Raw genomic sequence first — 26,780 nt, forward strand, 5'->3', positions numbered from 1 at the left:
AGCTGGCTCGTGCCGGGCATACCTCAACAAACAAGGCAAGGATTGATTCCTTGCCTTGTTTTTTACCTATTTATTAGGTAGTTATCTTGCTGGAGCGGTTGATGAATTACCATCTGTATTCATTTTTATCACGTAAACTTTATCCCCATCGCACCCAAAGGAACCTGTCCATCCAACTGTCACATATCCATCATCAGCCGTTTGTCTGATTTCCCAGGCTTCTTCTCTGTTTTCTCCACCAAACGTCTTCTCCCACAGTAACTGTCCTTTGTTATTCAGTCTGAGAATATAAACATCTACGGATCTATCCTCTGAGGATTCTGTGTAGCCCGAAAGGATGTAGCCTCCATCGTCTGTTTGCTGTATAGAATAAGCCATGTCCTCCCCATTTCCACCAAATGTTTCTTCCCATACTTTATTACCATTTTCATCAAGTTTCAAAACATACACATCGTAACTTCGTTCTGGCGATTTGTAAAAACGTCCACAAACGATATAACCCCCATCAGTTGTTTGTTGCACTGAATAAGCCTCGTCGTTTTCAGAGCCACCAAAATTTTTCTCCCACATCAATTCTCCGTTTTCATCAATTTTGAGAACATAAATGTCCGTTCCTGCATCAACAATTTCCGTAAACCCTACAACGATGTATCCTTTATCGTTCGTTTGCTGAACAGAGTAAGCTTCTTCATCTCCGTTTCCACCAAACTTTCTTTGCCATTGTATATTCCCAGTTTGGTTTAGTTTGAATACATAGGCATCTTTTCCTTTCCCAGGTACATAAGAATATCCAGCAACAATGTAACCCCCATCCACGGTTTTTTGTACTGAAAGCGCTTCGTTACGCTGAACTTCTGCGGACAGCATTTCCCAAACTATCGCTCCATCTGTATCTAACTTAGCTACATAGGCTTTGCTCTCTTCGTTGTAAGTTGTTCCTGCAACCACATATCCTCCATCATCTGTCAAAACAACGGAACGTAGTTTGTCACTGAAACCTTTTCGAAAGACTTTATCCCATTGTTTGGTACCGTTTTGGTCAATTTTTGCTGCGTAAAAAAATAAATCTTCGTCTGCGCTGTAAACTTCTCCAACAATGATGTAACCATTATCACTTGTTTGCTGGATAGAGTATCCGTGGTATTTATTTTGTTCAGATTCGCCGTAGAGATTTTGCCACATGAGTGCAAAGTTAAATTTTACATTAAACTCCAACGTTAGTACTTTTCCTTGCTCAATTAAGACCGTATATTCAACTGGCTCATTTTTATTAGTCCAGGTTTGGGGTTCTACAGAATCGTTTTTAGCAATCAAGGATGCTGTAAGCTTTACAGTAACAGTTCCTGGTTGTAATTCCAGTTCAATACTTGTACTTTCCCTATCAAACTTTAAATTCAAAGCATGCCACACACTTTCGCTTTGTTCCTTCCACTCAAAAACAGCAGATTCTATATCGTAGTTTTCCAAAACTCCCTTATTTAAAACAACCGTTGCACTTAGCTTACCTTTAACAGTAGGACTACTAACGCATGTAGATAGCAGTAGAACTAGTCCAAATAAAGAAGACAAAAAAACAGCTTTAACTATCCTGAGACGTTTCTCCATGATTGTCCCCTCCATATATGAAAGATTTTGAAAAGATTGCTCTTCAGACGTTTAAAAACGGAAATGTGTATACAGTTTAGACCTTGTACTTCGTATTTTCGTTCAAATGTCTTTCACTTTGTTGTATAATCTTTGTGTGAAAGGAGGCACGGATATGAAAGAATTTGATGATATTATCGAACGTAGAAACACAGACTCTTTCAAATGGGATATGATAATCAAACTATACGGTGAAGATGTGCTCCCCATGTGGGTTGCCGATATGGATTTCAAAAGCCCTCAACGTGTTATTGATGCGCTAAAGAATAGAGTCGAGCATGGAGTATTTGGTTACACATTTCGCTCGGACGAATATTACAACGCAATTGTAGAATGGTACAGAAAAACTTATGGACTTGAAATCCAAAGAGAATGGATTGTCAACGGTCCTGGCGTTGTTCCAATGATTGCATTCTTAATAAACATCTTCACACTCCCTGGTGATAAAGTTATAATTCAGCCTCCCGTTTATCCACCGTTCTTCCGGGTAGTGATGAACAACGGAAGACAACTTGTTGAGAATAGACTGATTCTAAAAGATGGTAAATGGGTTATGGACTACGAAAGTTTGGAGAAATCAATTGACAGTAGGACAAAGCTGATAGTGATTTCAAATCCACATAATCCGGTTGGTAGAGTCTGGACATTTGAGGAATTGGAAAAGCTTTACGACATTGCTAAAAAGTATGACTTGATAATCGTATCCGACGAGATACATGCGGATATTGTTTACGAACCAAATGAGTTTACAAGCTTTTTGAAAGTTGGAACAGAAAATATCATCGTACTGAATTCTCCAGGGAAAACCTTTAATATTGCAGGTCTGACAAACTCATACGGGATAATTCCCGATAAAGCACTAAGGCAGGCTTACAAGAACTACATCGAATCCCTCGAACTTCTAACCGGTAATGTGCTCAGTATTGAAGCGCTGAAGGCAGCGTATAAGTGTGATGAATGGGTTACAAGCCTGAAAAATTACTTGAAGGGTAACCGAGACTTTGCGTATAAATTTATCAAAGAACACATGCCACTTATTAATCCCACCCTACCGGAAGGCACATATCTAATGTGGCTCGATTGTTCGAAACTGGAACTTGAAAATCCTCAAAAGTTCTTTTTGGAGAACGCAAGAGTTTACCTAAACAACGGAGCTGAATTTGGCGATAGTCAGTCCGTTAGACTGAATTTTGCGTGTCCAAAGGTGCTTTTGGAGGAAGGTTTGACCAGAATGAAGAACGCTTACAATAAGCTCTTGACAGTTGAGCATTTCACTCTGCCAGATAAACGATTCGAAGAATGCAAAAAAATTAGACGTGAGGTTTTTATTATAGGTCAAGGAATTGATGAAAAAATAGAACTCGATGGTAGGGATGAACAAGCCATTCATTTCTTAGTTCGACACTTTGGCAAATACATTGCAACTGCACGAATCAGGGACATCGGAGACTATTGGAAAGTTGAAAGGGTTGCTGTTCTTAAGGAATTCAGGGGATTAGGTTACGGTAAGAAGATTATGGAGGCTATAGAAGACTATATAAAAAAGACAAACCCCAAGCCGATAACCTTAAACGCTCAGCTTGAGGTCAAAGAATTTTACGAAAAACTCGGGTACAAACCAGTCGGTCATGTCTTCCACGAAGCCGGAATCCCTCACATCAAGATGGAAAAGGTTTTGGAAAGTTAAAATCTCATATCCAACCCTATTGAAAGATTTAGATTGTTCGGTGATAATTCAAAGTTACTCAATAGAATTGTGTAATTTATTTCTGTGTAAAAACAAATGCCACCGTATGCCAGTACGGAATTTCTTACATACGATGAAAGTGCCAGACCAATGAGAACGCCGTAATCACTGATATAACTTGCTCCTGAGCTTTCCGAAACAATGTTAAACGATGTACCCAGCAAAAGTTCTATGTTATCTCCAAATAAGAACTTCGAGAACTCAAAAGCAACAGGGGATATCATCTTATCAACAGAGCTTGTGTCGTATGGTGTGCTAAACGAAAATGTTAATGACCACTGGTAATTTCCGTAAATATTGCTTTGGATGTACCCTATTTTCATACCATAAGCTTCTTTTTCTATGAAAAATCCGAATCTCATTCCCAAGCTGTCTGGAAATTGCTTTGTCTCGATAACAAGAGAATGTGGCTCAACATCTGCGCCGGGCACAATGTAGAATATTCTAGCTTCTGAGCTTTTTTCATATACCCTTTCAAGTCTCATGAAACTGGTTGTATAACCATCTGCAATGCTTTGGAAAACATACCCTGGTTTTGCACCTATGTTCTTACCACTTTCAAGTAATGCTTTCTCACCACTGATTTGTGAAATAGCTGTGGATAGAGGGAAGAGTAACTGAAGAAATTCCTGAATTTCATCTGTCATCCAGTAATAACTACGAATCTTCGCATCTGTATGAAAATCCACTTCTTCCGTTCCAAATCGGTCAACAGGTTCTTTTAACACAGTTTCTATCTGCTTACTAAAGAACCTGCTGCCAACCAGTGTGCCTTTTTCCGTATCGAACACCTTCATGAGCAACGAATAGAACGTGTTGAGTTTAGTTACTTTGTAGAGGATATAATCGTAAAACCTTGTTTCATATACGTAGTTATCCTTCTCCCAAGGACCTTTGTAGTACTTTACATACGAACCTTTTTCTTTATCGAAAACATACCTTTTTGTGTTAGAGTCATAACGGTAGTAACTCCCAACCTCGACCTTTACAGGAACGTCCAAATTACCGACACTTTTTTTAATATACGCTCCGTTAACAGGATTTTCAAAGAAATAGTACCTATCTTCGGTAAATTGGTAATCGCTTTTAACTAAGTTTTCAAATGTTATCAAATACCTTGGTGGTTGGAATTTTACAACAATCTGCTCGGTCCCAAGTAAGTCCGAAGTTCTCACAATTTCCATAATTTCATCTATGTACAACCTGTCGTAAATATTATACCTTGTATCTTCTTGTAATGTTGCCAGCAAAGCTGTTCGCAAAATGGGGTCAAAACCTTTCTCGAAGATAACAGCGATGTCTACCTTATCAGGACTGTATTCATTGACCACGGTTGAAAATATTTTCCTTGCGTTTTCGATTGCTCTCTCAACTGTTGAACCTTTCCCAACGATAGGAGTTATAGATTTGATAAAGAACGTTTGTAAATCGATGTCGGTTACCACTAAATAGATGTAGTAATTCGTTACGGGGATTTCGTAACTTTTCAGTAAGTAAAAATCACTGGTTATATATTTCTCTTCTTGTTTCCTTGCCCAGGCGTATTCTTGAAGGTAAACGTATCTACCGTACTTATCAACTACATAGGTCTTTTGCTTTTCATCGTAAGTATATCTTCTTTTGTCTCCTATCTTGTAATAATTTCCTTTAAAATAGACGTAATCTCCCCTTTCATCACGTACAAACTCGTTCACTTTTCTTGATGTTGACTCTTTTGATATACCCAACACGTGAACAATTCTTGCAGTGTTATCTTTCATATCTGCAAAAGTAGTCGTTAGCGAAACACTGAGGTCGATATTCTCGTAGACAGGTTTCACACTCTTATCAAAAACAACCTCGATTTTTACGCTTTTACCTTGCGCAAAGGAAAGAGAAGAAAAGACAAATATCACCAACGCCCAAAAAATCACGAATGTCTTAGATATTCTCACCATGAGACACCACCACCTAATTCAAAAGTTGAGAAATCGATGGCAGTAAGTGCTCTTAATGTGAAAATACCAAATTTGGTATTTAATCCCACCATAGGAACTGCTGAGCTTGACTGACCTGAAGTGTTGTCGAATATTTTCAAGGTTGTGAGCGCATAAATAGGCAAAGAAAGTATACGTTGGGAATAGCTTACGCTAAAACTTCCAATCTCAGAGGTAGACAAATCGTAACCAAAACCAAAAACCAGCGCGGAGATTTCTTCTCTATGTATGTTCAATGTTTTCACTGAGAGTTCAAATCCAATGCTTCCAAAACTTTCTGGAGAATATAGGTATAGAATGCTTACACCTAATGGGAAAACAAAGTCTGGGTTCTTTTCCGCAACAATAAACCCTTCTTCTATTTTTGCCCCGCTTTTGATGTATGTTACTTCGCACTCACTGTAATCTCCAGCTGTTCGAACAACTTTCAATTCCGCAATGTAGTTATCCCCGTCGTAAACTCCAAAGTAAAGCCCAGGTTTTACACCATCAATTGAACCGATATCAATCAACGCTCGTGGGAATTTCACACTATCGACAAAACCATACAGTTTCCTTAATCCTATCAGTCTACTTGCCAACTCTAAACTTACGTTCTTAGCAAACTGATTTAGAATTTTCGAAGATGGATATTCAATTCTTAGAAGTCTGTTGTTATACGGGTCATATTCGTGCAAAACTAAAGGTACAGCCACACTTACGGTAAATGCGTCTTTCTTAACGTCACTTCCTTCCAAACTTAGCACGTAAGAAATATAACATTCAAGCACATAGTAAGTATTCTCGTGTGGAACTTTCGAATAAAAGTCTAGCGGAATGTAATAATTCCCATCGGTTCCTTTTACATACATGCCATTCTCATCTTGGATATAATTTTTACCATCGAATCTAAATCGTGCGCCTTGAATGACACGAATGTACTTACCATTTGCGTATATATACTCACCTGAAATGCTGTTTCTAACATATTCAACAGATTCTTTTCTCACACTTAAATTATTTAGATAAATCAACACGTTCAGAGAACCTTTTGGGTATTCTCTTTTTGATAGAATAATATTCTGCGTAGATAACAAATCTTGTAGGTTCATTTCTGAAAAAAGTTGCACTATATTGTCTCTTAGGGTCACCGTAAACTTGTTTGTGTCTAAAAGCTCAGATAAGAAAACGCTCTTCGTTATTTTTTCAATACTCTCGTTTCCAATCACACTCACTGAAACATCTATGACGGGCTTTGCTGCAAACAACATATTGAAACAGCTCATCAACAATATTATCAAAATACTCGTTGTAACGAACTTGGAAGACATATCCATACACCCGCCTCGCCCTAATGAACACATCATTCAATAGTATGGAACTCGTATTTTTGGAAAGTTATCGGAAAAAATATCCTACGGTATCCCTAAATATAAGCACAGCCGTGTTTTTCAAATAGGGCGCCATCTCATCTAAAAACTTCTGTGCTTTTTCATCTGTTGTGAAGAATTCTATGATTATTGGAAGTTCATGGTCGATAACTTCTCTAGTCAATGTGTGTAACTTTTTGTCGAATATATACCCCTCAAAAGCTTTGTATTCCACAAAATCTGTGATATCCATCTTTAAAGCCATCTCGGCAATTACCTTGTTAAGTGGTTTCTTTCCAAATGCTTCGCATCTTTGATTTTCTTTGACATAAATACGTACGAATGTGCCAACAATTTTCTCCATACAAATGCCCCCTAAATCATTTGCAGATTACAATCTCGCATAAATAACATCAACCAATTCTTTCCCACCTAAGGCACTTAAAAGACCTACAGATAAATTAAGGAGGATGTTCATAGCAGCAGCAAAGTAGCTTCCGTTATATACAAGTGCCATAGTCTCGTATGTTAATGTTGAAAACGTAGTTAGTCCTCCCATTATGCCAGTGGTAAAGAACAACCTGACGGTCTCATTCATTGGAATGTAAAATGAAACCTGCATAATTAACCCAAGAAGGAAACTCCCTGATATATTTACAGTAAAAGTACCGTAAGGTATCAAGGAGGTTGGATACCTTTCATTAAGCCAAAGAGAAATCAGATATCTAAAAACCGAGCCCAAAAAACCTCCAGTCCCAACCGCTGTTAACCTAACCCAGAATCCTGATTTCACACTGAAACCTCCTTTCCAATGTTGTTCAAAACATTAACACTTCAGGTTCGAAAACTTCAGCTGCCACGCAATTCATAAGGCCTCCGTAGAACTCGTTAAGTTGCAAATAAGGTTCCAGGACTCCAAGCTGTGTTTTAAAATTTGAAATAACTGATTTTTTCTGCTCATAAACTTTTGAGATATCAACATACACTTTCGACTTCGGGCTGTTGAAAGGGTCTGACACAAATCGAAGTACATTCTTGCAAAAGTGTGGTTCATAATCTAAAAATTCAGGAGTGACCATTGCGAGAAACAATGCCTTATCAGTTGCTGTGCCCACCGCAGCATGGTCAGGGTGTCTGTCATTTCGTGGATGTGTGATTAACAAATCCGGTTTGTATTTTCTTATAAGGTTAGCAATTATGTTCGGAAGCTCGTTGTTAAAGTGCAAACTACCATCTTTCAGGTTCAAAAACTCGTACGAGTTAACTTTCATCATTTTTGTAACATTCATAGCCTCCTCGTATCGTTCTTGGGCAGTTGCATACCCCGCTGAACCATCTGTCAGAACAACACACTGAACTTGAGCTGTCGGATTCTCGCTAAGTATTCTTAAAATCAACCCACCTGCCCAAATTTCAATATCATCCGGATGCGCACCTATGAAGAGGTAACTATCAAGGGTAGTTATCACTCAAATTCACCCCCTATTGATTTGTGCCATAACTATTATATCGCTTCTATTTCGTTTTCACAAAATTTTGTGTATAATATTCACGAAGCAAAAATAGGAGGTGTGTGAAAAATGTCAGAAAAAATCAACTACCTTGAAAAATTCAAACCATTTGTTTACAAGGACGAGTTTATCGAAATGCCTTACAGACTTTTCATACCTGAAAGTCAAAAGCCAGGTGAGAAATATCCGCTGGTTGTTTTTCTTCATGGGGCAGGCGAGCGTGGAAGAGATAACGAAAAACAAATTATTGCAAACGAAGGTGCCACTGTATGGGCTAGTCCGGAAGTGCAGGAAAAACACCCCTGTTTTGTACTTGCTCCACAGTGTCCGGAAAACGGGTATTGGGGAACTTCGTTTAGAACTGGTGACGAGCTAGAACCAAACTCTCTACTTTCAACGGTTTTTCTGTTAATCAACCAGGTTGTAGATGAGTATCCCATTGACGAAGAAAGGATATACATAACAGGACTATCGATGGGAGGTTTTGGTACCGTCGGTCTTTTAACACTTTGTCCAGAAAGATTTGCGGCAGCAGTTGTTGTCTGTGGTGGAGGTAACGTTAAAAAAGTCCAAAAAATCTCGCGCATCCCTATTTGGTTCTTCCATGCCGAAGACGATGACGTTGTACCCGTAAAGTTTTCTCGTGAGTTAGTCGAAGCACTGAAGAAGCTAAACGCGCCTGTACGATACACAGAATACCCAAAAGGCTACATGGAAAGCATTGGAAGTTTCCCACATGCCTCTTGGATTCCTGCTTACAGAGATAAAGAAATGATTGAATGGCTCTTTAGTCAAAGCAAAGCGCGAAGATAAAACGAAAGCAGGGGATATCCCCTGCTTTCTAAATTATCTCTCAGCTTACTTATATTTTGCTAATAGTTCTTCTAGGAATTTGAGAACTTTTGCCTTACTATTAAATTCCGGCATAGCGAACAACGGTTCTTTCCAATCTTTTAGTATTTCTTCCTCGGCAGTTTGCTGGTATAGGCTTAACAAATTCTCAGCCGTTCTCAAAAATTCCTCCTTTATTAGTTCGTAATGAGCCTTGAACCTGGCATATCTTTCATAGAGCTTCATCAAATTCGAATCGATAACAGCTGTTAGTATCGATGTGAGCTCTTTCTTCGCATCATCAGAGAAATTCAATGCTTGAATTTGGTTTTCAAAATCTTTCATAGAATTATAGGCATTTGTTTTCCAAACACTCGATTTTCCTATTCTCATCCAGAATGTTGGTGGGTATTTAACGAGCTCTTCAATGTACTCCTTTTCAATGTTCTTGAAATCGGTGCTCGTTATTGAATTATACAACCTTCTTAACCTCTCTTCAAACATCGGAGTTAGACTGTTCGATAGATAGCCTTTTTCATCCTCTTCTAAGACGGTATCTAAACGATTCTTCATATCTTCAACGAATACATCAAAGCTCTTCTCCCAGTAGTCTCTGTCGTTAACCTTCTTTGAGACGAGGTCATAATTTTCCTTATACCATTCTATCAATTGTGAGTAAGTAACTACACTCTCTTGGTACTCCGAAATAACTTGATATTCTCTTGCAAGAGCGTGGAGATAATCGAGCACGCCATCAGGCACACCCCATACACCTTTTGCTTCCATGTATTTACATGTTTTTGCCTCCAGTTTTGCTATATCAACGAGTAGGTTGCGCGATTCTACGTTAATTGGATCTAACGCTTGGACTGTCAAACCAGCAAAGTACCTGTAGATATCTTGCCCACCTGTTGTTGCAAGCTCAATATCAAGATTCTTCCAGTCTGGGAATCTGTTCCATCCTCCAGGCATAATGTAAAGCGTCTTTCTAACCCAAGTATCAAACTTGTTGAAGAAGAGGGATTCAAGAGCTAATGTCTTTTTATTAATTTCTTTATCATCAATGTTGTCAGTAAGTGTCTTTGCAATCAGGTAGAGGGAATTGTACCTAACAGCTAATGTTTTGAAAGTATTTCTTTCTGTAAACGTAAGTAACGAGAATTCATATAAACAAGCTGAATCAACAATTGCTTGTGCTGTCGCCATATCGATTTTGTCAATAAACGATGGATTATTTTTTATGTAGACCGCCAAATCTTTGAAGTAAGCATACTTAAACTTATTTGGAAGTATATTCTGGAATTCGTCGTAGTTCTGATTTAGAACAGCTTCTGGGTTATTTCTCAGAGCATCTTTTAGGATAGCAATCCTTATTGGGTCAGAAGCAAGTGCTGCGAGGTAGAAATAAGACTTACCATACGTGTGGTTAAGCCTTACGCTCTTTAAAAAGTATGATTTTGCTTGTTCATAGTATTTTGTGAGCTCACGTGGTATTGCTTCTTTCTGAGCAGTTAATGCCCTTCGATTTTGTGTTATCTGATTTCTTATGTTTTGAATATTCTGCAAACGCTCACTTTCCGCCTGTGCTCTGTTATACAAACCTCCCAATTTACCTGCCTGAGATTGTTTGTATTTGTGCCAATTCTCAGGAGAGTAAATCTGGAATTGCCCGGAGAAGTTGTTAAGGTCAGATTCCATTTGGTCAAGTTGATTTAGATAGTTGTCTATCTGACTCAGTTGATTTCTCAATTCTGCCAACGTTTGGAATGCCACATTACCTTTTCTGAAGTACACTTCTGAAATGAAATGATTCCATCTCAGATAGGTAGAGCCTGCAACAGAAGAAATAAGAACAAGTCCGAGAACAACCGCTTTGGCACCTTTTATTTCGTATTCCTTTCCGTCTACTTTATTAAAATACTTACCCAAGCCTGCGCTCAGAACAAATGTTGCCATCAATGCGTTCGGTAGCAAATGTCCCGGGAAACTAAAAAAGCTTTGGAACGCAAACACTATTCCGCTCAGCACAAGCATGGAGAACAGTGTCGTATCATCACGTTCCTGTAGCTTTTGAATATTCTTTACTACATAGATAACAAGTAAGATAAGCATCACAACAATCAAAGCCAGCCCAATTATTCCTGTCTCGCTAAGCACTTGGAAGTAGTCGTTGTGTGCCCTTTTGAAGTTGTTCCAACCGTAGCTGTATATGGGCTTGTCGGCGGTCAAATCTCCGATTCCGTAAAGACCGTACAACTGATAAGTTCCTATCCCTTGACCAAGAAGTTTGTGATTCTTCCAGATGTAAATTGTCGAAAACCAAGACAAGTATCTCTCGTCTCTACTTGAGACTGAAGCCATCGCACTAAACCTATCAGTCATTGTGAAAGCTCCGAAGTTGTTGAATGGAGAAGGAACGTTGTAAAGAACAATCAAGATAATAGACATAAGTATGAATATTGCTATCGAAATCCTGCGTAAAGATTTTAGTTTCCTAAGTAAACTGGGTGCACTTTTCCGAAGTTCTGCTTCAGCTTTGTCTTCGCGTTTACGTATAAAGAAGAAATAAGCAAGGATTAGTAATACTATTTCTAAAACGAGCGCCAAGTATTCTGACCTGGTCTGAGAAAAGATAATAACATCTAAATAAATGATTGCGGAGAACAAGGAGAGTAATTTCATAAAAAGAATCCCAGAAAACTTTCGAACATTCATAACACCAAGGTCAAGACTAATGACAAAGTAAAGTGCAATAGGCAGAAGCATGTTTAGATAGTTTGAAACGAATATGACATTTCCTATATTTGCTTTTATGCTTGCTCTCTCAAAAGGATTTCCAACTTGCCCAAGCATTATGTCATATCCCAAATAGAAGTTTAGGATAGCGTTGACGGCTATAAACAACCCTGTCAGCACGAAAACAAAAAGAAACCTTGCAATCTTCTGTTTATCATCAAGAATGGTTGAAAAGTAGAAGGATAAGAGCACATTTAAGAATAGGTATAGTCCTATGTCAAATGCTTGTCTAAAGAAGTCCGGATTATCTCTCCAGGTATTTATCGTTGAAAGCAGTGCAACTATCGAAAATGCCAACCAGATAAAGTGGACCTTGGATGCGAAGAATTTAATCTTCTTTGTTCGGAGCAGTCTAAAAAGCAGGTACACTCCTATCAACAACGTGGCGACTGTTAAAATCGCGTATTTTGGAGTACTGAACTCGTAAGTGTACTCTCTGTGAGCAAAGAGTGCAACAAGAGGTATGGTGATATACAAAACTAGTTCCTCGAAAAATGAAAGCACTTTCATCCTCCTCCCCATTTATTCAAAATTGATGCCTAGTATTTTAATATTTTCAACCATTTTGACATGAAATAATACATAACGAGCAGCACTACTACAGCGGGTAACGATAACATCGTATTTTGCTTTGCTATTATGCCTATCGTGAAAAACACAAATTGTATAAATACAACTACGAGAAGTGTGTATCTTTTGTTCTTGGTCTTTGACTGGATTTTATCATAGAAATGCCCTCTGTCGCCACTGAATGGAGAGCGTCCGTTCAATATCCTTCTTAAAACACCTGCTCCAAGATCAAAAAAGAAGAGTGAAAGAAAAATAAAAGCTGAAACCACATATGGGAGATTAGAAGTCCCATTTCGAATAGATGAGAGTAAACCTATTGAAAGAACACCACCAATTAAATAACTCCCAGCGTCTCCCATGAATATCCTTGCGGGGGGAAAATTGTAAAGCAAATAACCAGCCAAAGCACCAACGAGAGCAAGTAACAGAGCTTTGTCATATCGTGACGTTGCAACGCTAAATAAACCTATTGCAGAAATTGCCGAAACACTTGCGCAAACGCCATCCAATCCGTCCATCATATTAACGGCATTTATTAATGCAGCAACTAAAACGACGTAAAGTGGAAAAAGAAAAGAGAGACCTACATACTTGTACACGAGAACACTGGCAATTACAAATTCAGTTACTAGTCTAACCTTTGGATCTGCGTTCTTAGCATCATCGCAAAGTCCTAAAAGAACAAGAATAGTTAGAGTAATTTTTGTCACAAGCTCAAAAGGTGTAACGAAGAGGACTCCTAGATAAATACTTAAGCCACCTAAGTATGGTGTTATCCTCTCATGAGGCTTGAGCTCTCCATCAGGTCTATCAACAATACCATAGCTCTTGGCTAACCGTCCAAAAATAGGTATTGTCAATGCACTTATTATAAAAGCTGGAACAATAACCCATAGGTCTTTCATTGAAATCGATTGCATTTTTTACAACTCACCCACTTCCTACCTGAAAGTTGCAGAAACACAAGCTACGTTTATATTATACTACGAACCATGTTGAAAAACAATAACACAACATTGCGTCATAAACAATTTAATCAAAGATTTCCAAACTTTGGCTCTTGACAATTCAATCTTATATGTTAATATATAACACGGTCACCAAGATTGAAAGGCTGATTCTTTAAAAAGATGGCCCCATAGGATAACGGCTAGTCCATCGGATTCTCAGTCCGAGGGTCGGGGTTCGATTCCCCGTGGGGCTGCCAGAACGGAAGCCCCCATAGTTCAAAGGATAGAACGGCGGATTCCTAATCCGCAAATGGAGGTTCGATTCCTCCTGGGGGCACCATGATTGGGCCGCTAGCTCAGTAGGTAGAGCACCTGACTCTTAATCAGGTGGCCGTGGGTTCGAGTCCCACGCGGCCCACCAGATTTCCAGATTTTCTGAAAAACAAATATTTACAAGTAAAGAGGAAGCGCCCGGCTTCCCACCCAATGGCGAAAAGCCTATTGGGTAAGGAAAGTGGAAAATGCTGAAACAGAAATAGCGTAAGGTTTACTGAAAATGTTATCTGGTGTTAAAATCAATTGCGGGCGCAGACCCGCATTAATTTTTTATAGTAGGAGGGGGAAACTATTAAGAACGAAAAAGAAAAAATCATTAAAAACGAGGAGATTCCATTCACTGAACTGCGTGTAGTTGATGAGGAAGGAAAAGTCGTTGGTATCATGTCGAAAAGCGCAGCTATTGACCTTGCAAGGTCAAGGGGACTGGAGTTAATTCTCGTTGCTCCGAATGCACAACCACCAGTTGCGAGGATACTGGACTACGGTAAATACAAATACGAACTTGCGAAAAGAGAACAGAAAGCAAAGAAAAACCAGAAGATTATTGAAATCAAGGAAATGAAATTCAGAACCGCTATCAACGAACACGATTACCAAACCAAGCTCAAACACATTAGAAGGTTCTTGGAAGACGGAAATAAAGTCAAGGTTACTGTAATGTTCCGTGGAAGAGAAATGGCGTTTATGGACAAGGGTAAGGAGATACTCGATAGGATTGCAAAAGACATTTCCGACATCGGAACAGTCGAAAAGGAAGCGAAGATTGAAGGAAGAGACATGTGGATGATGCTTAAGCCGAAGAATCTGTAATGGTTCATTATGAATAAAAAATAAATTAAGCAGGAGGGAAAAGCAATGGCCAAGAAAAAGATGAAGGTCAGCAAAACTGCGGCCAAGAGATTCAAGGTCACAAAGAATGGAAAAATTATGCGCAGGCATGCCAACGCATGGCACAAAACTGGAAAGAAGAGAAGATCAACATTACGCGCCCTTAGACTCGAAGACGTTGTTTCTCAAGCTGATAAGCCAAGAATCCTCAGACTTCTTGGGAAAAAGTAAAATGATAAATTAAACCGAACAAGGAGGAATAGATATGCGCGTCAAAAATGCTGTAAATGCAAAGAAGAAAAAGAAAAAATTTTTGAAGTTTGTTAAAGGTTTCAGGGGTGCGCTCAGCAGAAGATATACGCTTGCTAAACAATCTTACTACAGAGCACTTAAGTTTGCATTTGACGGAAGAAAGAACAAGAAAGGAAACTTCAGAAAGCTCTGGATTACAAGAATAAACATCGCTGCGAGAAACGAAGGATTGAAATATAACGAATTGATACATGGACTCAAACTCGCAAACGTGGCAATCAACAGAAAGATGCTTGCAGAACTTGCAGTCAACGATCCAGAAAGCTTCAGGGAATATGTAAAGATTGCAAAGACAGCTCTTGGAAAATAATTGATAGTGATTCTCAAAATCAAGGGGCGCAAAGCCCCTTGATTTTTTGTAACAGTAAACGCCCTAGCTCTTAGGAAAGGAGTGACTTTTGTGAACGATATCAATGCAGACAAAGCTATTAGAAAAGTTGCACTAATCGCGGTTTTAACAAATGTGCTACTGGCTGTGTTAAAAGTCACCGTTGGGCTTCTCTTTAAAAGTATGGCAGTCTTAGCGGATGGTATAGACACTTCAACGGATATTTTAACATCTTCAACTATGCTAATCGCAACGTTAATCTCCAGAAGGCCTCCGGATAAGGAACACCCGTATGGTCATCACAAGGCAGAAAATATAGGTGCAAAGATAATATCTTTCGTCATTTTTTACGCAGGCGTGAGTTTGCTTGTTGAGAGTGCAAAGAGGTTGATAACCGGACAATATGAAATTCTTGTTAGCTTTTGGCCATTGTTTGCAGCGATACTTTCCGTTAGCGGAAAGACATTCCTGTTCGTAATTGAATACACCACTGGGAATAAGTACAAAAGTAATTCAATGGTTGCGGAAGCCAAGAACATGAAGAACGATATTATGATGTCAAGTTTGGTCTTTGTTGGAGTTGTACTTAACAAAATAGGCTTAGCTTGGATGGACCCTTTGGTAGGAATTGTTATGTCTGGTATAATAATAAAGGTGGCGTGGGAAGTTTTTGAAGAGAACACACATGACTTAATGGACGGTCTAAAGGATGAAGAGATGTGGATATACGAAAAGGTTTTCGAAGCTTGCCAAAAGTGTGGAGCTTTGAATCCCCATAAAGTGCGTGTAAGAAAAGTTGGTGGAAAGTTCGATATAGATATGGATATTGAAGTTAATGGTGAGATGAACGTCAGGGATGCACATGAAATCACGAAATGCATTAAAAAGCACCTCTTTGAAACAAAGGAAATTTACGATGTGGTTATCCATGTTGAGCCGGAGGCAAACGATGAACACGAACCCTTTGGACTTACGAAAGAAACTTTTAAAAAAGACGAGAAAGAGAAAAACTAACCAGAAACTAGCCCTAACAAATTTCTGCAAGCTCTTTATATCCACCACGCTCATAGCACTCACACTTGTATTCTTAACAATTATCTTTCAGCCTGAAACGGCTTTTGGGCTTACTCTTGATGAAATATTGGAAAAATCAAAAACCGACCCAGATTTTGCCTGGGATATGTATCTTTCTTTCATTTCGCAATTAAGCCCCAACGTATCAACCGTTGAAAGTAAAAAAATAGAGCAAGTCGGAAGAATTATAAACGCTAAAAGGAAACTAAAAGAGCTCGACTTTGCAATTAAAGAAGATATTGAGGGGCTTATAAGATTTCTGAAGACAAACTCAATAGACTCAACTCTGAAGTACCTTATTCTTGAAATTTTCGGAGAAGAAAACCTTGAGGAATACTTAAATAATAATCTTTCCCACAACCTTGACGTTTTATTACTAACAAACATTCTTACCGTCGATGTAAAAGACTATGCTGAAAGTGTTCTCGATGTAATAACACGGGACGATAAGGCAAAGAAACAATTTTTAGACATTGTTCTGAAACGTCTGGACAAAAAGGATGTATTCATTAATTCCATATTCGAATACATGTACCAACGCTACTCAAACACTGATAAGGAAATAAGAAGTCGTATTTTAGAACTATACAAGGACTTTAAAGCCTCCGGATACACAGATACACGGTTTGAAAGCATGCTAAACAAAACAAACAAAACTTGGTACAAATTCTGGCACTGGTTTTTGGAATTTTCCTCTCGCCTTTCTCAATTTGCTGATAATTTTGTCTTTGTAATCTTTGGTCTCGTCGTGGTGAGTATATTAGTTCTTTTTTCACTAAAATTCGTGAGATACAAAATCTTCTATATCTTAGGTTTTAAAAAGCTGGCTGCTCTAACATACAGAAAGATTGTCGACGAAGACCCATTAAACGAAGATAAAAGGCTAACCCTTGCCCAACTTTACGAAGAAGCTGGGATGTTCGAAGAAGCGATGAATGAATACAACTTTTTGAAAAGGATAAAGCTCGAATAAGTTGGACAATATCTCTTTGTTATTATTCAGTGGTATAATTTTTGTGAGTTTTTATCTATTTATCTATAAAAGCCTTTAAAGCTGTTGAAAGGGGCGAAATGAATATGTCAAATAAGGAGCATGAGAAGCGCTTTATTCCGCTTTCAAAACCGCAAATAGCTCAAGAAGATATTGAGACTGTAACAAAAGTTCTAAAATCCGGAAGGCTTAGTATAGGTCCTTACACTGAATTGTTTGAAAAAGCTATAGCAGAGTATGTTGGAGTAAAATACGCGGCTGCTGTTTCTAGTGGAACAAGCGCACTCCATCTTATTCTAAAGGCTCTGAACTTTGGCAAAGGGGACCTCCTCATAGTTCCATCCTTCACGTTTGTTGCTTCTGCAAATGTTGCGTTATATGAAAACGGGAGTGTCACATTTGTTGATATTGACCCAATTACAATGAACATGGACATTGAACACTTTAAGACGATAGTTGAAGAAAATTTCAGCAAATTCCGCAGAATATTCCTGATGGCTGTAGATATATTCGGTCATCCCTTAGATTGGGACAAAGTAAATATATTCGCGGAAAAATACGATGTTACGGTTGTCGAAGATTCATGCGAAGCGCTTGGCAGTGAGTATAAAGGAAAGAAAGTGGGAACTTTTGGCGTAGCGGGAGCGTTTGCGTTCTATCCGAACAAACAGATAACAACTGGTGAGGGTGGAGTTGTTGTTACAAACAGTGAAAAGATATACAAACTATCGGTTTCATTGAGAAACCAAGGGCGTGGAGAAGGTCAAGGCTGGCTCTCTCACAATTACGTTGGTTACAACTACAGAATAGATGAGATGTCAGCTGCACTTGGTTGGTCACAAATGCAGAGGTTAGATGAGATTATAGAAAAACGTGCAAAGGTAGCTGAGAGATATAAAGCTCTCTTAAAAGATTTACCCTTAGAGGTTCCTGTCGTTATGGATTATGTCACCAAAATGTCGTGGTTCGTATACGTTGTCAGACTACCACAAGGAACACCAAGTGCAGTTAGAGATAAGATCATTCAAAAGCTTGAGAACGAAGGTGTCCAATGTAGAAACTATTTCTCACCTGTGCACTTGCAAAAACCTTACAGAGAACTCGGTTGGAAAGAAGGAATGTTACCTGTCACAGAAGACATCTCCCAAAGAACAATAGCTATCCCGTTCTACACGGATATGGAGCAAGAAGACCAAGAATATGTAGCACAGAAACTACGCATAGTATTAGAAACGTTTCTAAAGTAAAAATACGCATGTAGGGGGAAGGGGCTTCATGGTTCAAACAGTTCTGAACATAGTAATGTCTTCTCTTCTTACAACGTTATCAATGCCAGGTTATCTCTTTGGAGGGATAGTGTTTTTCTCTCTTATTCCTCTATTCTTCGCTTTAGAAAAGAAAGGACCAATCCTTTCAGCGATAGTGGCTTTTCTATATTTTTTCACTTTCTCTTTTGTGAATTTTCACTATTTAATAAACACTCTAACAACTGGTCTACCTGAATTGTTCGGGCGTTTCAACGCCACGGCGGGTTTTTTGGTTTTCATCCTTTTTTGTATTCTTGAAGCTTTACCATTTTTGCTTTTTGGATTTCTCTACGGACTTTGGACTGAGAAGGTCAGATTCCGCGTTTTAGAACCTATTTTTGTCGCTTCTCTCTACGTTATCTCTGATTACTTGAGAGGTATAGGAGAGTTAGGTTTCACAGGTGGGCGATTAAGTGATGCTCTTTACAATTTCAAAGGTTTGCTTCAGTTACTCCCATTCACAGGAACCCTTGGACTCGTTTTTCTCATAGTGATAGTCAATTATGAAGGTTACAAACTCTTACGTGCGAATAAGAACAACTACGTTTTCTTTTTAGCACTGATTGCTCTGGTTCTCTTTGTAAACGGCACAATAGAATCTTTCATACCAAAGACTGTTGGGGTCAAACCTATTATCTTAGCCCAGACAAACATGCCACAGAAAGTGAAATACTCATACGACTCAAACACTATCGCCGATTACCTTATAAAGAATTTTTCAAACTCCCCAGATTTGTTGACGATATTCCCTGAGGGGGTCTTCCCGGGAACAGACATAAGAAACTCAGATATTGAGAAAAGGCTACTCGAATCATTTAAAAACCGAACACTTGTAATCGGTTTTCCCACATTAGTAGGCAACGACGCATTCAACAGTGCAGTAATTTATTCTGATGGGGCATTTTTTGATAAATACGATAAAGTTCAACTTTTCCCATTTGTAGAAAACCTTCCTTACAAAGAAATATTTGGGCGTCTTTCTTTTCTAAGGGGCATGTATTACTTCAGTCCTGGTGAGTTGAAAGTTTTTGATATAAAAGGATATGGGAAAGTAGGATTCCAAATTTGCTTTGAATCGTTCTTCCCATACATATCAAGAAGACTTTCAAAAGATGCTGGTTTCTTGGTAGTAATAACAAATGACGGATGGTATAATTCAAAAATTCCATTAATCCAACACTTTACCCAAGCAATTTTTAGGGCTGTAGAAACGCACAGAACAGTTGTTCAAGTTTCGAACACAGGAATCAGTGGAGTTGTAGACGAGTATGGTAACTTCTTTGCTTTGCCTGAAAACCAAACAACTTGGAGCATTTTTTACGTCAAATCCAACAATGATGTAACATTTTATGCTAAATACGGCGATTACATGGTTATCATATCACTTATTTTGACTATAATTGTAGGACTTACTGCCAAAAAAAGAAGAACGATTTTTGATTAACCAATGGATATTTCTTTCATGTTTTTTTGACTATACAGGGAGGATGGAATTGTGAAGAATGTGCCTGCTAGCATTGAGGCTGAACAAGCGTTGATAGGGAGTATATTAATTGAGCCAGAAAAGGTTGATAACATAGTTTCTATAGTCAGCTCTTCTGATTTTTATGACCCAAAGCATCGTCATATATTTGCTGCAATAGAACAACTGCACGACGAAGGTCTACCTATCGACATTATCTCTGTGTGTGATAGACTAAAAGTGATGGGAGTTCTTGATAAGATAGGTGGAGAGCTATACGTTGCGCAACTTGCAGATAACGTTCCAACTTCAGCACATGCGGAAATGTACGCCCATATAGTGCGAGACAAAGCGATACTGAGAGAATTAATCGCTGCAGGTAGCCTTATAGTTGAAAAAGCCTACGACGAAGCACTAAATGTCGATGAAGTACTCGACGAAGCGGAACGATTGGTCTTTAGAATTGCAGAGTCACGTGCAACAAAAACATACGTAGATATACGAAGCGCCTTGACCGAGGTTTTTGAACACCTTGAAGAATTAAGGTCAAAGCATTTAAAAGGGCTTACGGGTTTAGTGACAGGTATCCCGACCGGGTTCAAAAAACTCGATGAAATGACTTCCGGATTCCACAAGTCCGATTTAATAATCATAGCGGCACGTCCCAGTGTGGGTAAAACAGCTTTCGCACTGAACTTAGCGAAGAACATGGCAACTGTTGGGGAAGCCTCTGTAGGAATTTTCAGCTTGGAGATGAGTAAAGAGCAACTCATTCAAAGACTTTTGTGTATGGAATCTCTTGTAGACCTTCAAAAAGTTAGAAGAGGTTGGTTGAGCGATGAAGAATGGAAACGACTAGTCCAGGGTGCGTCAAGATTGATGAAGGCGAATATAATAATAGATGATGAGTCCAACCTTGAACCACGTGTTTTGAGAGCAAAGGCGAGAAGGATGAAAAAAGAATACAACATAGATGCTATATTCATAGATTATTTACAGCTTATGGACTTGGGTGACGGCAGGAGAGACAGTCGTCAGCAGGAAATCTCTGAAATCTCCCGTTCACTGAAGTTACTGGCAAGAGAACTTGATGTTTCAATCATTGCACTGTCACAGCTGTCAAGAGCGGTCGAACAAAGGGAAGATAAACGTCCACGTCTTAGCGACCTCAGAGAATCAGGTGCTATCGAACAAGACGCAGATGTTGTAATATTCCTTTACAGAGAGGAATACTATAAAAAACAACACGTCGACTTACCACACGAAACAGAGATAATTATTGGTAAGCAAAGAAACGGCCCCATCGGAACAATCACGTTGATGTTCAATCCATCGTTCACAAACTTCTTTGAACCTGATGTGTTCCATTCGGAAGTTTAAAATAACCTAATAAACAACACTGACTTAAAAGGAGCGAAAGAATATGGTTAGAGCCATCTACCCAGGTTCCTTTGACCCAATAACGTATGGTCATATAGACATTGCGAAAAGAGCTGCCGAACTATTCGATGAGCTTTACGTGGTGGTTATGGAAAACAAGAGAAAGAACTATACGTTCACGATAGAAGAACGTGTAGAAATGGTGAAAGAGTGTCTTAAAGACCTACCTAATGTACGTGTCGATACATTTTCAGGACTCTTGGTTGAATATACAACAAAAAACAACATAAATGTGGTCATCAGAGGTTTAAGAGCAGTCACAGATTTCGAATACGAACTCCAGATGGCACTTGCCAACAAAGAGATATGTAACGGTGTTGAGACCGTATTTCTTATGACTGATAAGAATTACTCATTTCTCTCTTCAAGCCTTGTAAAAGAAGTTGCATCGTTTGGTGGACAAGTTTCCCAATGGGTGCCGGAGTTTGTAGAGAGAAAATTGCGAGAAAAGTTTAAGAACTTAAGATGAGGTGAAAAGATGGAAAAAAAGCTTAATGGTCCTAATGAGATGAAAGAAATTATAGTAAAAGCCGAAAATCTTTCCAAAATATACGGTTCTGGTAGTTCAAAAGTCGTTGCACTCGATTCGGTGAACCTAGAGATATACAAAGGGGAAATCGTCGCAATACTTGGTCCTTCTGGCTCTGGAAAGACCACTTTACTGAACTTACTGGCAGGTCTTGATGTTCCAACTTCGGGCACGATAGTCATAGATGGACAAGAAATAACGAAAATGTCCGAAGAAGAAAAAGCGAAATTCAGAGCTAAGAATATGGGGTTCATATTTCAATTTTTCAACCTAATACCTGTTTTAACCGCTGTTGAAAATGTGGAACTCCCACTACTTCTCAATAAGGTTCCCGTCGTAGATGCACGGAAAAGAGCTTTGGAGCTTCTCGAACTTATGGGAATCTCTCATAGAAAAGATGCTTATCCTTCACAGTTATCAGGTGGTGAACAACAGAGAGTTTCCATTGCTCGTGCACTCTCGACAACACCAAAAATCATCTGGGCTGACGAACCAACAGGTGCACTCGATGTGAAAAATGGAGAGCAAATCAAAAAGCTGATAATCGAGCTTAACAGAGAATTCGGAACAACTTTTGTTATAGTAACGCACGACCAAAGCGTTGCCCAAATCGCAAACAGAATCATGAGAATGGAAAGCGGTAGAATAGTTGAAGTTATAGGTTAAGGAGGAGAAGACCGGTCGAATATGGTTATTTACCTTGTTGGTGATTCCGAGCTCAGTAAAGAACTTTACATAAAAGAATATTTGAAAGGCAAGGACGTGGAATATCATAAAATATTCGCAGATGATGACGGGAAGATTGAAGAATTAAAGAACGCCGGTGTAAGTTTAGGGCTGTTTTCAAGCGCTAAAGTTTACGATTTAGTAGACTTTGACGAATGGTCCAAGAGTGAAAAAAACCAATTTCAGTTGATTGATTTATCCGGAAGTTGGGTTACAGTCTTTGTCCGAACGGAAAAGGTAGGAAAAGAGGTTACAAAGATTCCAGGTAAAATAGAAATCCTGACGTTCGAAAAACCCAAAGAATGGGAAGAAGACAAATGGTTGAACTTTGTGAAAGATGTGGCAAGAAAAATAGGTGTAATCTGCGATGAAGAAGTCGCGAAAAGCATATTTAAATTCACAGGACCGGAGGAATACGCGATACTTGCAGAACTTGAGAAACTCCAAATTTACGCAGGTGAGCACCCAACAACACAAGATGTTGAACAAATTGTTTTTAAAAGAACTATCAGCAAATTAGACGAATTCTGCTTTGCTTTATCAGAACAAAATTACTCAATTGCCAAAAACATGCTGCACGAAATCTGCAATGATTACGAACCGATAATTATATCGTATACCGTTTCAAAGCACTTTATAGAACTATTCAGCATCATAGTTCATGCTCCAAAAAAACGTGAGTACAAATGGCCTGATGTAGCTCAGCTTTCCAAAGAACTTGGAATTCTTTCACCAAGGGTTGCAAGGTTTTTAGGATTCACATTCAAAGATTCAAAATACAAGCCTGTAAACCATGTGTTGATTTATTCTCCAAAGGTGCTAAAAAACATTATAGAATATCTTTACTTCGTCGATAGAAGGGTCAAACTTAGCGATGACATAAAGATTTTGATGGGACTGTTTATAAGTAAACTCGAATCAGGAGAATTCGATAAGACTTTCGAAGAACAGGATAAGCAACAGCAAGTGGAAGATTAAGGATATAAGAATCCAGAGAAATCATTATACGATTTGATGGGAGGGAAACTAGGTGAAGAGTGGATTTGTCTCGTTTGTTGGAAAACCCAACGTAGGTAAGTCATCGATAATCAATGCGATAATGAAGAAAAAAGTTGTCATTGTATCGGATAAACCACAGACAACTAGAAACAGAATAAATGTTATATACACGGACGCAGACGCGCAAATCATTTTCGTTGACACGCCGGGTATACACAAACCATTGCACAGACTTGGTGAATACATGGTTAAGGCCGCTGTCCAAGCGTTAAAAAACGTTGATTTGTTGCTTTTTACAATCGATGCAAAAGAAGGTTTTGAAACACCAGAAGAACACATATCAAACTACATAAACCAGTCTGGAACACCAACAATTGGAGTAATCAATAAAATAGACCTTGTGGACAACGACCGTGCAGATTTAATAGAAGAGCAAATAAGAAGCCATGTGAACAATCTTCTTGATGTAGTGCGCACATCTGCTGTGACTGGCGAGGGGTTAAACGAACTCGTCGAGAAGATTAAGCAACATCTGCCTGAAGGTCCTCAACTATATCCTGAAAATATTATAGTCGACAGACCCCTTTCATTTATCGCTTCTGAACTGATAAGGGAGAAGATATTCCATTTCACGTACGAAGAAATCCCTCATTCCGTTGCCGTTATTGTCGAAGAAGTCAAAGAAAGGCCAAATGGTGTTGTGTACATTAGGGCAAACATCTACGTCGAAAGGGAAAGTCAAAAGGGTATAATCATTGGTCAAGAAGGAAGAATGATAAAGAAAATTGGAGAAAGTGCAAGAAAAGATATAGAATACTTCTTGGGCTCAAAAGTTTATTTGGACCTCCATGTAAAAGTCAAGAAAGACTGGAGAAACAAGGACTTTATAATATTGAACGAAGTCGGCATGCGTGATGATTTGGATTGAAATCAATTATTGCTACTTTGATATCCTGGGAATGTTAACAACATTTAACTTCATGTCCACGCGTGCAATGTAATACTTGAATCCGTACTTTCTCGCCAAACTCACGTATGTTTTTATACGCTCGGCATTTGTACTGTCGAAGGGATTACCATTGTCAATGTATTCAACTGAAAGAATGGTAATCCCATTCTTCATAAGCTGAGTAAGTTTATTAACTCTGCGAACAAATTCTTCGGTATTCGTTACAAGTTGTCCCTTAGAAAAAAACAGGCTCTCAACGATAACATACTTTGCTCTTTCTCTCAAATCTGGAAATTCAAGTAGGATGTCTTCTCCATTTACCAGTGCGTATTCAAACTTTGGAAAATCGTTTGTTAGTTTTCTGAGATTTTCGACCATAGCGTTTTTTAATGCTTCTGCGTTTTTTCCAGAAAGTTTTTGAAGTTTTGTATGTTGATAGATATTTATCCAATCCAAAGCAACCCCATTGAACCCGGCTGATGAGATTCTCTTCATGTATTCCTTTACCACGTCATACCATTCTGAGTACCAGTATTTAACGTAATATTCCCCGGGCCAATTATCCAGAGCCCCAAGCACGATGGCTTTGTTTAAAGAATTCCAATAGAACCTCCAGTTTTCAGCAACAGCGAAGTTCAAGTAAGAAAATACCTTTTTTCCTCGAGATTGTAAAGGTGTTATATCTTCCTTCTTGAAAGCCTTTTTATCTGTTCCATCTGCTGAATAATCAATCACTACCAAATCTGCCTTCACCAACATAAGTTCTTCTAACTTAGGACCATTTGTGTAAAGAATCCAGTCTTGTGGAACGTCGGTAGCAAAAAGACTTAAAAAAATAGGGAATAACAAAACAAAGAAAATTGTTGTTAAAGCTATCTTTGAAACAAAATCGTTTGTCATTTTTGACACCTCTTAGTTTTCAATATAGACCGAAAAAGAAAAAGGAAGTCGCCAATCGATGACTGGCGACTTCTTTTTTTAACTTATTAGTATTTTAGATATGGTAATAACGCCATCTGTCTTGCTCTTTTGATTGCTGTCTTTACCATTCTTTGGTGTTTCGCACAGTTTCCCGTAAGTCTTCTTGGAAGTATCTTACCTTTTTCGTTTAGGAAATCTTTAAGCAATTTTGTATCTTTATAGTCAACGTATTCAACATTCATTTCACACAACTTACATGCCTTTATTTTTCTTCTTCTCTGCCTTACTCTTGGCATCCTACTTCCCTCCTATTGACGTATTATTCACTACTCATCAAAATGGTGGTTCGTCATCGTTTGGAATGTCCTCTTCTTCAATATCTTCGCCAAAAACTTCTTCGTACGGTATCTCTTCTGGTATTTCTTTCTCACTCTTTCTTGAGTCAACAAACACGATATTGTCTGCCCATATTTCGACGGTTGACCTGGTTTGTCCATCGTTTGTTTTCCATTTATTAATTCTTAACTTGCCATCAACCAAGACCATTCTACCTTTTTGGAGATAATTGTGTGCCAGCTCTGCCAACTTTCTGAATGCTACAATCCTTATAAAATCGGCTTCATCACCATTTGCTCCACGGTTTACCGCAATTGTAAACGTGGTTACCAGATTTCCGTCGATTGTTTGCCTTGTCTCAGGGTCTCGTGTTAATCTACCAACAAGAACAACTTTGTTATACGACATTATTCCACCTTCTCTTCAGAAGCACCCTCCTGCTGGACTTCCTGGTTAGAACCTTCTGTTTCTTTCTTGGCTCTTGCTGCTTTTCTCTCTTTCTTCTCAAGGTCTTCTCTTCTGAACGTTTGCCATCTCATGAAATCTGGGTGCACTTTGAAATAGTTCTCAAGTTGTTCAAGTCCTTGACCGTTTGACCTGAAGTAAAGAACTGTGTAGTCACCTTCGAAGTACTTTCCAATCTTGTACGCAAGTTTTCTAATGCCCCATCTGTCAACGTTCTCAACCTGTGCTCCGAGCCTTTCTTCCAAGAACTTCTTAACACCTTCAACCAACTTGTTCCTTTCTTCCTCTGGTACATCTGGTTTGATGATGAACATCGTTTCGTAAATCCTCATAAAGCACCTCCTCCCTCGGTCTTATGCGGCCCTGCTTATTTTTAAGCAGAGCGGGATTTTTTGAATTT

General features: G+C 38.7%; 26 protein-coding genes and 3 tRNA genes. 17 read left to right on the forward strand and 12 right to left on the reverse strand.

Annotated elements, in window-relative coordinates:
* Window positions 1–81: 81 nt before the first annotated feature.
* Window positions 82–1,605, reverse strand: a complete 1,524-nt coding sequence (locus JM64_RS00985; RefSeq protein ID WP_064011119.1) for an outer membrane protein assembly factor BamB family protein — start codon at window positions 1,603–1,605, stop codon at window positions 82–84.
* Window positions 1,606–1,759: 154 nt separating this feature from the next.
* On the opposite strand from JM64_RS00985, the gene JM64_RS00990 reads away from it, so the two are divergent.
* Complete coding sequence (locus JM64_RS00990; protein ID WP_064011120.1) at window positions 1,760–3,331, forward strand: PatB family C-S lyase; 1,572 nt, start codon at window positions 1,760–1,762, stop codon at window positions 3,329–3,331.
* Here the strand turns inward: JM64_RS00990 and JM64_RS00995 are convergent.
* From JM64_RS00995 to JM64_RS01015, 5 genes are all read right to left on the reverse strand, one after another.
* On the reverse strand, window positions 3,328–5,325 hold the full coding sequence (locus JM64_RS00995; RefSeq protein ID WP_156487869.1) for a hypothetical protein: 1,998 nt from the start codon (window positions 5,323–5,325) through the stop codon (window positions 3,328–3,330). The genes JM64_RS00990 and JM64_RS00995 overlap by 4 nt on opposite strands.
* Window positions 5,322–6,677 carry a hypothetical protein gene (locus JM64_RS01000; protein WP_156487870.1) on the reverse strand — a complete coding sequence of 452 codons (1,356 nt, stop codon included), beginning with the start codon at window positions 6,675–6,677 and terminating at the stop codon, window positions 5,322–5,324. Before JM64_RS01000 ends, JM64_RS00995 begins: the two co-directional genes overlap by 4 nt.
* A 67-nt stretch (window positions 6,678–6,744) precedes the next feature.
* Window positions 6,745–7,080 (reverse strand): DUF190 domain-containing protein, encoded by a 336-nt coding sequence (locus JM64_RS01005; protein WP_064011123.1) that lies wholly within the window; start codon window positions 7,078–7,080, stop codon window positions 6,745–6,747.
* A 27-nt stretch (window positions 7,081–7,107) separates the two neighbouring features.
* Window positions 7,108–7,509: a fluoride efflux transporter CrcB gene (gene crcB, locus JM64_RS01010; protein ID WP_064011124.1), complete on the reverse strand. Its 402-nt coding sequence runs from the start codon at window positions 7,507–7,509 to the stop codon at window positions 7,108–7,110.
* A gap of 25 nt (window positions 7,510–7,534) precedes the next feature.
* Window positions 7,535–8,185 (reverse strand): PIG-L deacetylase family protein, encoded by a 651-nt coding sequence (locus tag JM64_RS01015; protein WP_064011125.1) that lies wholly within the window; start codon window positions 8,183–8,185, stop codon window positions 7,535–7,537.
* A gap of 111 nt (window positions 8,186–8,296) precedes the next feature.
* Between JM64_RS01015 and JM64_RS01020 the strand changes: the two genes are divergently transcribed.
* On the forward strand, window positions 8,297–9,040 hold the full coding sequence (locus tag JM64_RS01020) for a carboxylesterase family protein (protein WP_197473442.1): 744 nt from the start codon (window positions 8,297–8,299) through the stop codon (window positions 9,038–9,040).
* Between the two features lie 45 nt (window positions 9,041–9,085).
* On the opposite strand, the gene JM64_RS01025 is transcribed toward JM64_RS01020, so the two are convergent.
* Together JM64_RS01025 and JM64_RS01030 are read right to left on the reverse strand one after the other, a co-directional pair.
* Complete coding sequence (locus JM64_RS01025; protein ID WP_064011126.1) at window positions 9,086–12,358, reverse strand: O-antigen ligase family protein; 3,273 nt, start codon at window positions 12,356–12,358, stop codon at window positions 9,086–9,088.
* A gap of 35 nt (window positions 12,359–12,393) precedes the next feature.
* Window positions 12,394–13,344, reverse strand: a complete 951-nt coding sequence (locus JM64_RS01030) for a glycosyltransferase family 4 protein (protein ID WP_082868223.1) — start codon at window positions 13,342–13,344, stop codon at window positions 12,394–12,396.
* A 212-nt stretch (window positions 13,345–13,556) separates the two neighbouring features.
* Here JM64_RS01030 and JM64_RS01035 point away from each other — a divergent pair.
* The 15 genes from JM64_RS01035 to era all read left to right on the forward strand — a co-directional run bounded on the left by JM64_RS01035 (window position 13,557) and on the right by era (window position 24,637).
* A tRNA-Glu gene (locus JM64_RS01035) sits at window positions 13,557–13,631 on the forward strand.
* An 8-nt stretch (window positions 13,632–13,639) separates the two neighbouring features.
* Window positions 13,640–13,714: transfer RNA gene (locus tag JM64_RS01040), tRNA-Arg, on the forward strand.
* Between the two features lie 5 nt (window positions 13,715–13,719).
* Window positions 13,720–13,795: transfer RNA gene (locus tag JM64_RS01045), tRNA-Lys, on the forward strand.
* Between the two features lie 230 nt (window positions 13,796–14,025).
* Window positions 14,026–14,523, forward strand: a complete 498-nt coding sequence (infC, locus tag JM64_RS01050) for a translation initiation factor IF-3 (RefSeq protein ID WP_269446862.1) — start codon at window positions 14,026–14,028, stop codon at window positions 14,521–14,523.
* Window positions 14,524–14,568: 45 nt separating this feature from the next.
* Window positions 14,569–14,772, forward strand: coding sequence for a 50S ribosomal protein L35 (gene rpmI, locus JM64_RS01055; protein WP_014450861.1), 204 nt, complete (start codon window positions 14,569–14,571; stop codon window positions 14,770–14,772).
* A gap of 34 nt (window positions 14,773–14,806) precedes the next feature.
* Window positions 14,807–15,163 carry a 50S ribosomal protein L20 gene (gene rplT / locus JM64_RS01060; RefSeq protein ID WP_064011128.1) on the forward strand — a complete coding sequence of 119 codons (357 nt, stop codon included), beginning with the start codon at window positions 14,807–14,809 and terminating at the stop codon, window positions 15,161–15,163.
* Between the two features lie 90 nt (window positions 15,164–15,253).
* Entirely contained in the window at window positions 15,254–16,195 is a 942-nt protein-coding gene (locus JM64_RS01065) for a cation diffusion facilitator family transporter (RefSeq protein WP_082868224.1), read from the forward strand.
* Complete coding sequence (locus JM64_RS01070) at window positions 16,131–17,228, forward strand: tetratricopeptide repeat protein (RefSeq protein WP_064011129.1); 1,098 nt, start codon at window positions 16,131–16,133, stop codon at window positions 17,226–17,228. Before JM64_RS01065 ends, JM64_RS01070 begins: the two co-directional genes overlap by 65 nt.
* 104 nt (window positions 17,229–17,332) lie before the next feature.
* Entirely contained in the window at window positions 17,333–18,493 is a 1,161-nt protein-coding gene (locus JM64_RS01075; protein WP_064011130.1) for a DegT/DnrJ/EryC1/StrS family aminotransferase, read from the forward strand.
* Between the two features lie 28 nt (window positions 18,494–18,521).
* Window positions 18,522–19,997 (forward strand): apolipoprotein N-acyltransferase, encoded by a 1,476-nt coding sequence (gene lnt, locus JM64_RS01080; RefSeq protein WP_064011131.1) that lies wholly within the window; start codon window positions 18,522–18,524, stop codon window positions 19,995–19,997.
* A gap of 51 nt (window positions 19,998–20,048) precedes the next feature.
* Window positions 20,049–21,395: a replicative DNA helicase gene (gene dnaB, locus JM64_RS01085; protein WP_064011132.1), complete on the forward strand. Its 1,347-nt coding sequence runs from the start codon at window positions 20,049–20,051 to the stop codon at window positions 21,393–21,395.
* A gap of 43 nt (window positions 21,396–21,438) precedes the next feature.
* Window positions 21,439–21,924 (forward strand): pantetheine-phosphate adenylyltransferase, encoded by a 486-nt coding sequence (coaD, locus tag JM64_RS01090; protein WP_064011133.1) that lies wholly within the window; start codon window positions 21,439–21,441, stop codon window positions 21,922–21,924.
* Between the two features lie 9 nt (window positions 21,925–21,933).
* Entirely contained in the window at window positions 21,934–22,650 is a 717-nt protein-coding gene (locus tag JM64_RS01095) for an ABC transporter ATP-binding protein (RefSeq protein WP_156487871.1), read from the forward strand.
* A gap of 21 nt (window positions 22,651–22,671) precedes the next feature.
* A complete protein-coding gene (locus tag JM64_RS01100) occupies window positions 22,672–23,688 on the forward strand; it encodes a DNA polymerase III subunit delta (RefSeq protein ID WP_064011134.1) in 1,017 nt (338 codons plus the stop codon).
* Between the two features lie 52 nt (window positions 23,689–23,740).
* On the forward strand, window positions 23,741–24,637 hold the full coding sequence (era, locus tag JM64_RS01105) for a GTPase Era (protein ID WP_064011135.1): 897 nt from the start codon (window positions 23,741–23,743) through the stop codon (window positions 24,635–24,637).
* Window positions 24,638–24,649: 12 nt separating this feature from the next.
* Here the strand turns inward: era and JM64_RS01110 are convergent, their stop codons facing one another.
* The 4 genes from JM64_RS01110 to rpsF all read right to left on the reverse strand — a co-directional run bounded on the left by JM64_RS01110 (window position 24,650) and on the right by rpsF (window position 26,712).
* Window positions 24,650–25,558: an endo alpha-1,4 polygalactosaminidase gene (locus JM64_RS01110; RefSeq protein WP_064011136.1), complete on the reverse strand. Its 909-nt coding sequence runs from the start codon at window positions 25,556–25,558 to the stop codon at window positions 24,650–24,652.
* Window positions 25,559–25,644: 86 nt separating this feature from the next.
* On the reverse strand, window positions 25,645–25,875 hold the full coding sequence (gene rpsR, locus JM64_RS01115) for a 30S ribosomal protein S18 (RefSeq protein ID WP_064011137.1): 231 nt from the start codon (window positions 25,873–25,875) through the stop codon (window positions 25,645–25,647).
* Between the two features lie 37 nt (window positions 25,876–25,912).
* Window positions 25,913–26,323, reverse strand: coding sequence for a single-stranded DNA-binding protein (locus tag JM64_RS01120; RefSeq protein ID WP_064011138.1), 411 nt, complete (start codon window positions 26,321–26,323; stop codon window positions 25,913–25,915).
* Entirely contained in the window at window positions 26,323–26,712 is a 390-nt protein-coding gene (gene rpsF, locus JM64_RS01125) for a 30S ribosomal protein S6 (protein WP_064011139.1), read from the reverse strand. The genes JM64_RS01120 and rpsF overlap by 1 nt, the downstream gene beginning before the upstream one ends.
* Window positions 26,713–26,780: the final 68 nt, after the last annotated feature.

This window comes from Fervidobacterium pennivorans (genome assembly GCF_001644665.1).
In the GTDB taxonomy this organism is placed as follows: Bacteria; Thermotogota; Thermotogae; order Thermotogales; family Fervidobacteriaceae; genus Fervidobacterium; species Fervidobacterium ngatamarikiense.

What these genes read in the sequence shown, in the direction of transcription:
- JM64_RS01110 (WP_064011136.1), bottom strand. Translation starts at nt 25,558, where the DNA reads ATGACAAACGATTTTGTTTCAAAGATAGCTTTAACAACAATTTTCTTT.
- rpmI (WP_014450861.1), top strand. Translation starts at nt 14,569, where the DNA reads ATGGCCAAGAAAAAGATGAAGGTCAGCAAAACTGCGGCCAAGAGATTC.
- JM64_RS01020 (WP_197473442.1), top strand. Translation starts at nt 8,297, where the DNA reads ATGTCAGAAAAAATCAACTACCTTGAAAAATTCAAACCATTTGTTTAC.
- JM64_RS01000 (WP_156487870.1), bottom strand. Translation starts at nt 6,677, where the DNA reads ATGTCTTCCAAGTTCGTTACAACGAGTATTTTGATAATATTGTTGATG.
- JM64_RS01075 (WP_064011130.1), top strand. Translation starts at nt 17,333, where the DNA reads ATGTCAAATAAGGAGCATGAGAAGCGCTTTATTCCGCTTTCAAAACCG.
- rpsF (WP_064011139.1), bottom strand. Translation starts at nt 26,712, where the DNA reads ATGAGGATTTACGAAACGATGTTCATCATCAAACCAGATGTACCAGAG.
- JM64_RS01120 (WP_064011138.1), bottom strand. Translation starts at nt 26,323, where the DNA reads ATGTCGTATAACAAAGTTGTTCTTGTTGGTAGATTAACACGAGACCCT.
- rplT (WP_064011128.1), top strand. Translation starts at nt 14,807, where the DNA reads ATGCGCGTCAAAAATGCTGTAAATGCAAAGAAGAAAAAGAAAAAATTT.
- JM64_RS00990 (WP_064011120.1), top strand. Translation starts at nt 1,760, where the DNA reads ATGAAAGAATTTGATGATATTATCGAACGTAGAAACACAGACTCTTTC.
- JM64_RS01095 (WP_156487871.1), top strand. Translation starts at nt 21,934, where the DNA reads ATGGAAAAAAAGCTTAATGGTCCTAATGAGATGAAAGAAATTATAGTA.
- JM64_RS00985 (WP_064011119.1), bottom strand. Translation starts at nt 1,605, where the DNA reads ATGGAGAAACGTCTCAGGATAGTTAAAGCTGTTTTTTTGTCTTCTTTA.
- JM64_RS01100 (WP_064011134.1), top strand. Translation starts at nt 22,672, where the DNA reads ATGGTTATTTACCTTGTTGGTGATTCCGAGCTCAGTAAAGAACTTTAC.
- rpsR (WP_064011137.1), bottom strand. Translation starts at nt 25,875, where the DNA reads ATGCCAAGAGTAAGGCAGAGAAGAAGAAAAATAAAGGCATGTAAGTTG.
- JM64_RS01070 (WP_064011129.1), top strand. Translation starts at nt 16,131, where the DNA reads ATGAACACGAACCCTTTGGACTTACGAAAGAAACTTTTAAAAAAGACG.
- lnt (WP_064011131.1), top strand. Translation starts at nt 18,522, where the DNA reads ATGGTTCAAACAGTTCTGAACATAGTAATGTCTTCTCTTCTTACAACG.
- JM64_RS01030 (WP_082868223.1), bottom strand. Translation starts at nt 13,344, where the DNA reads ATGCAATCGATTTCAATGAAAGACCTATGGGTTATTGTTCCAGCTTTT.
- JM64_RS01005 (WP_064011123.1), bottom strand. Translation starts at nt 7,080, where the DNA reads ATGGAGAAAATTGTTGGCACATTCGTACGTATTTATGTCAAAGAAAAT.
- coaD (WP_064011133.1), top strand. Translation starts at nt 21,439, where the DNA reads ATGGTTAGAGCCATCTACCCAGGTTCCTTTGACCCAATAACGTATGGT.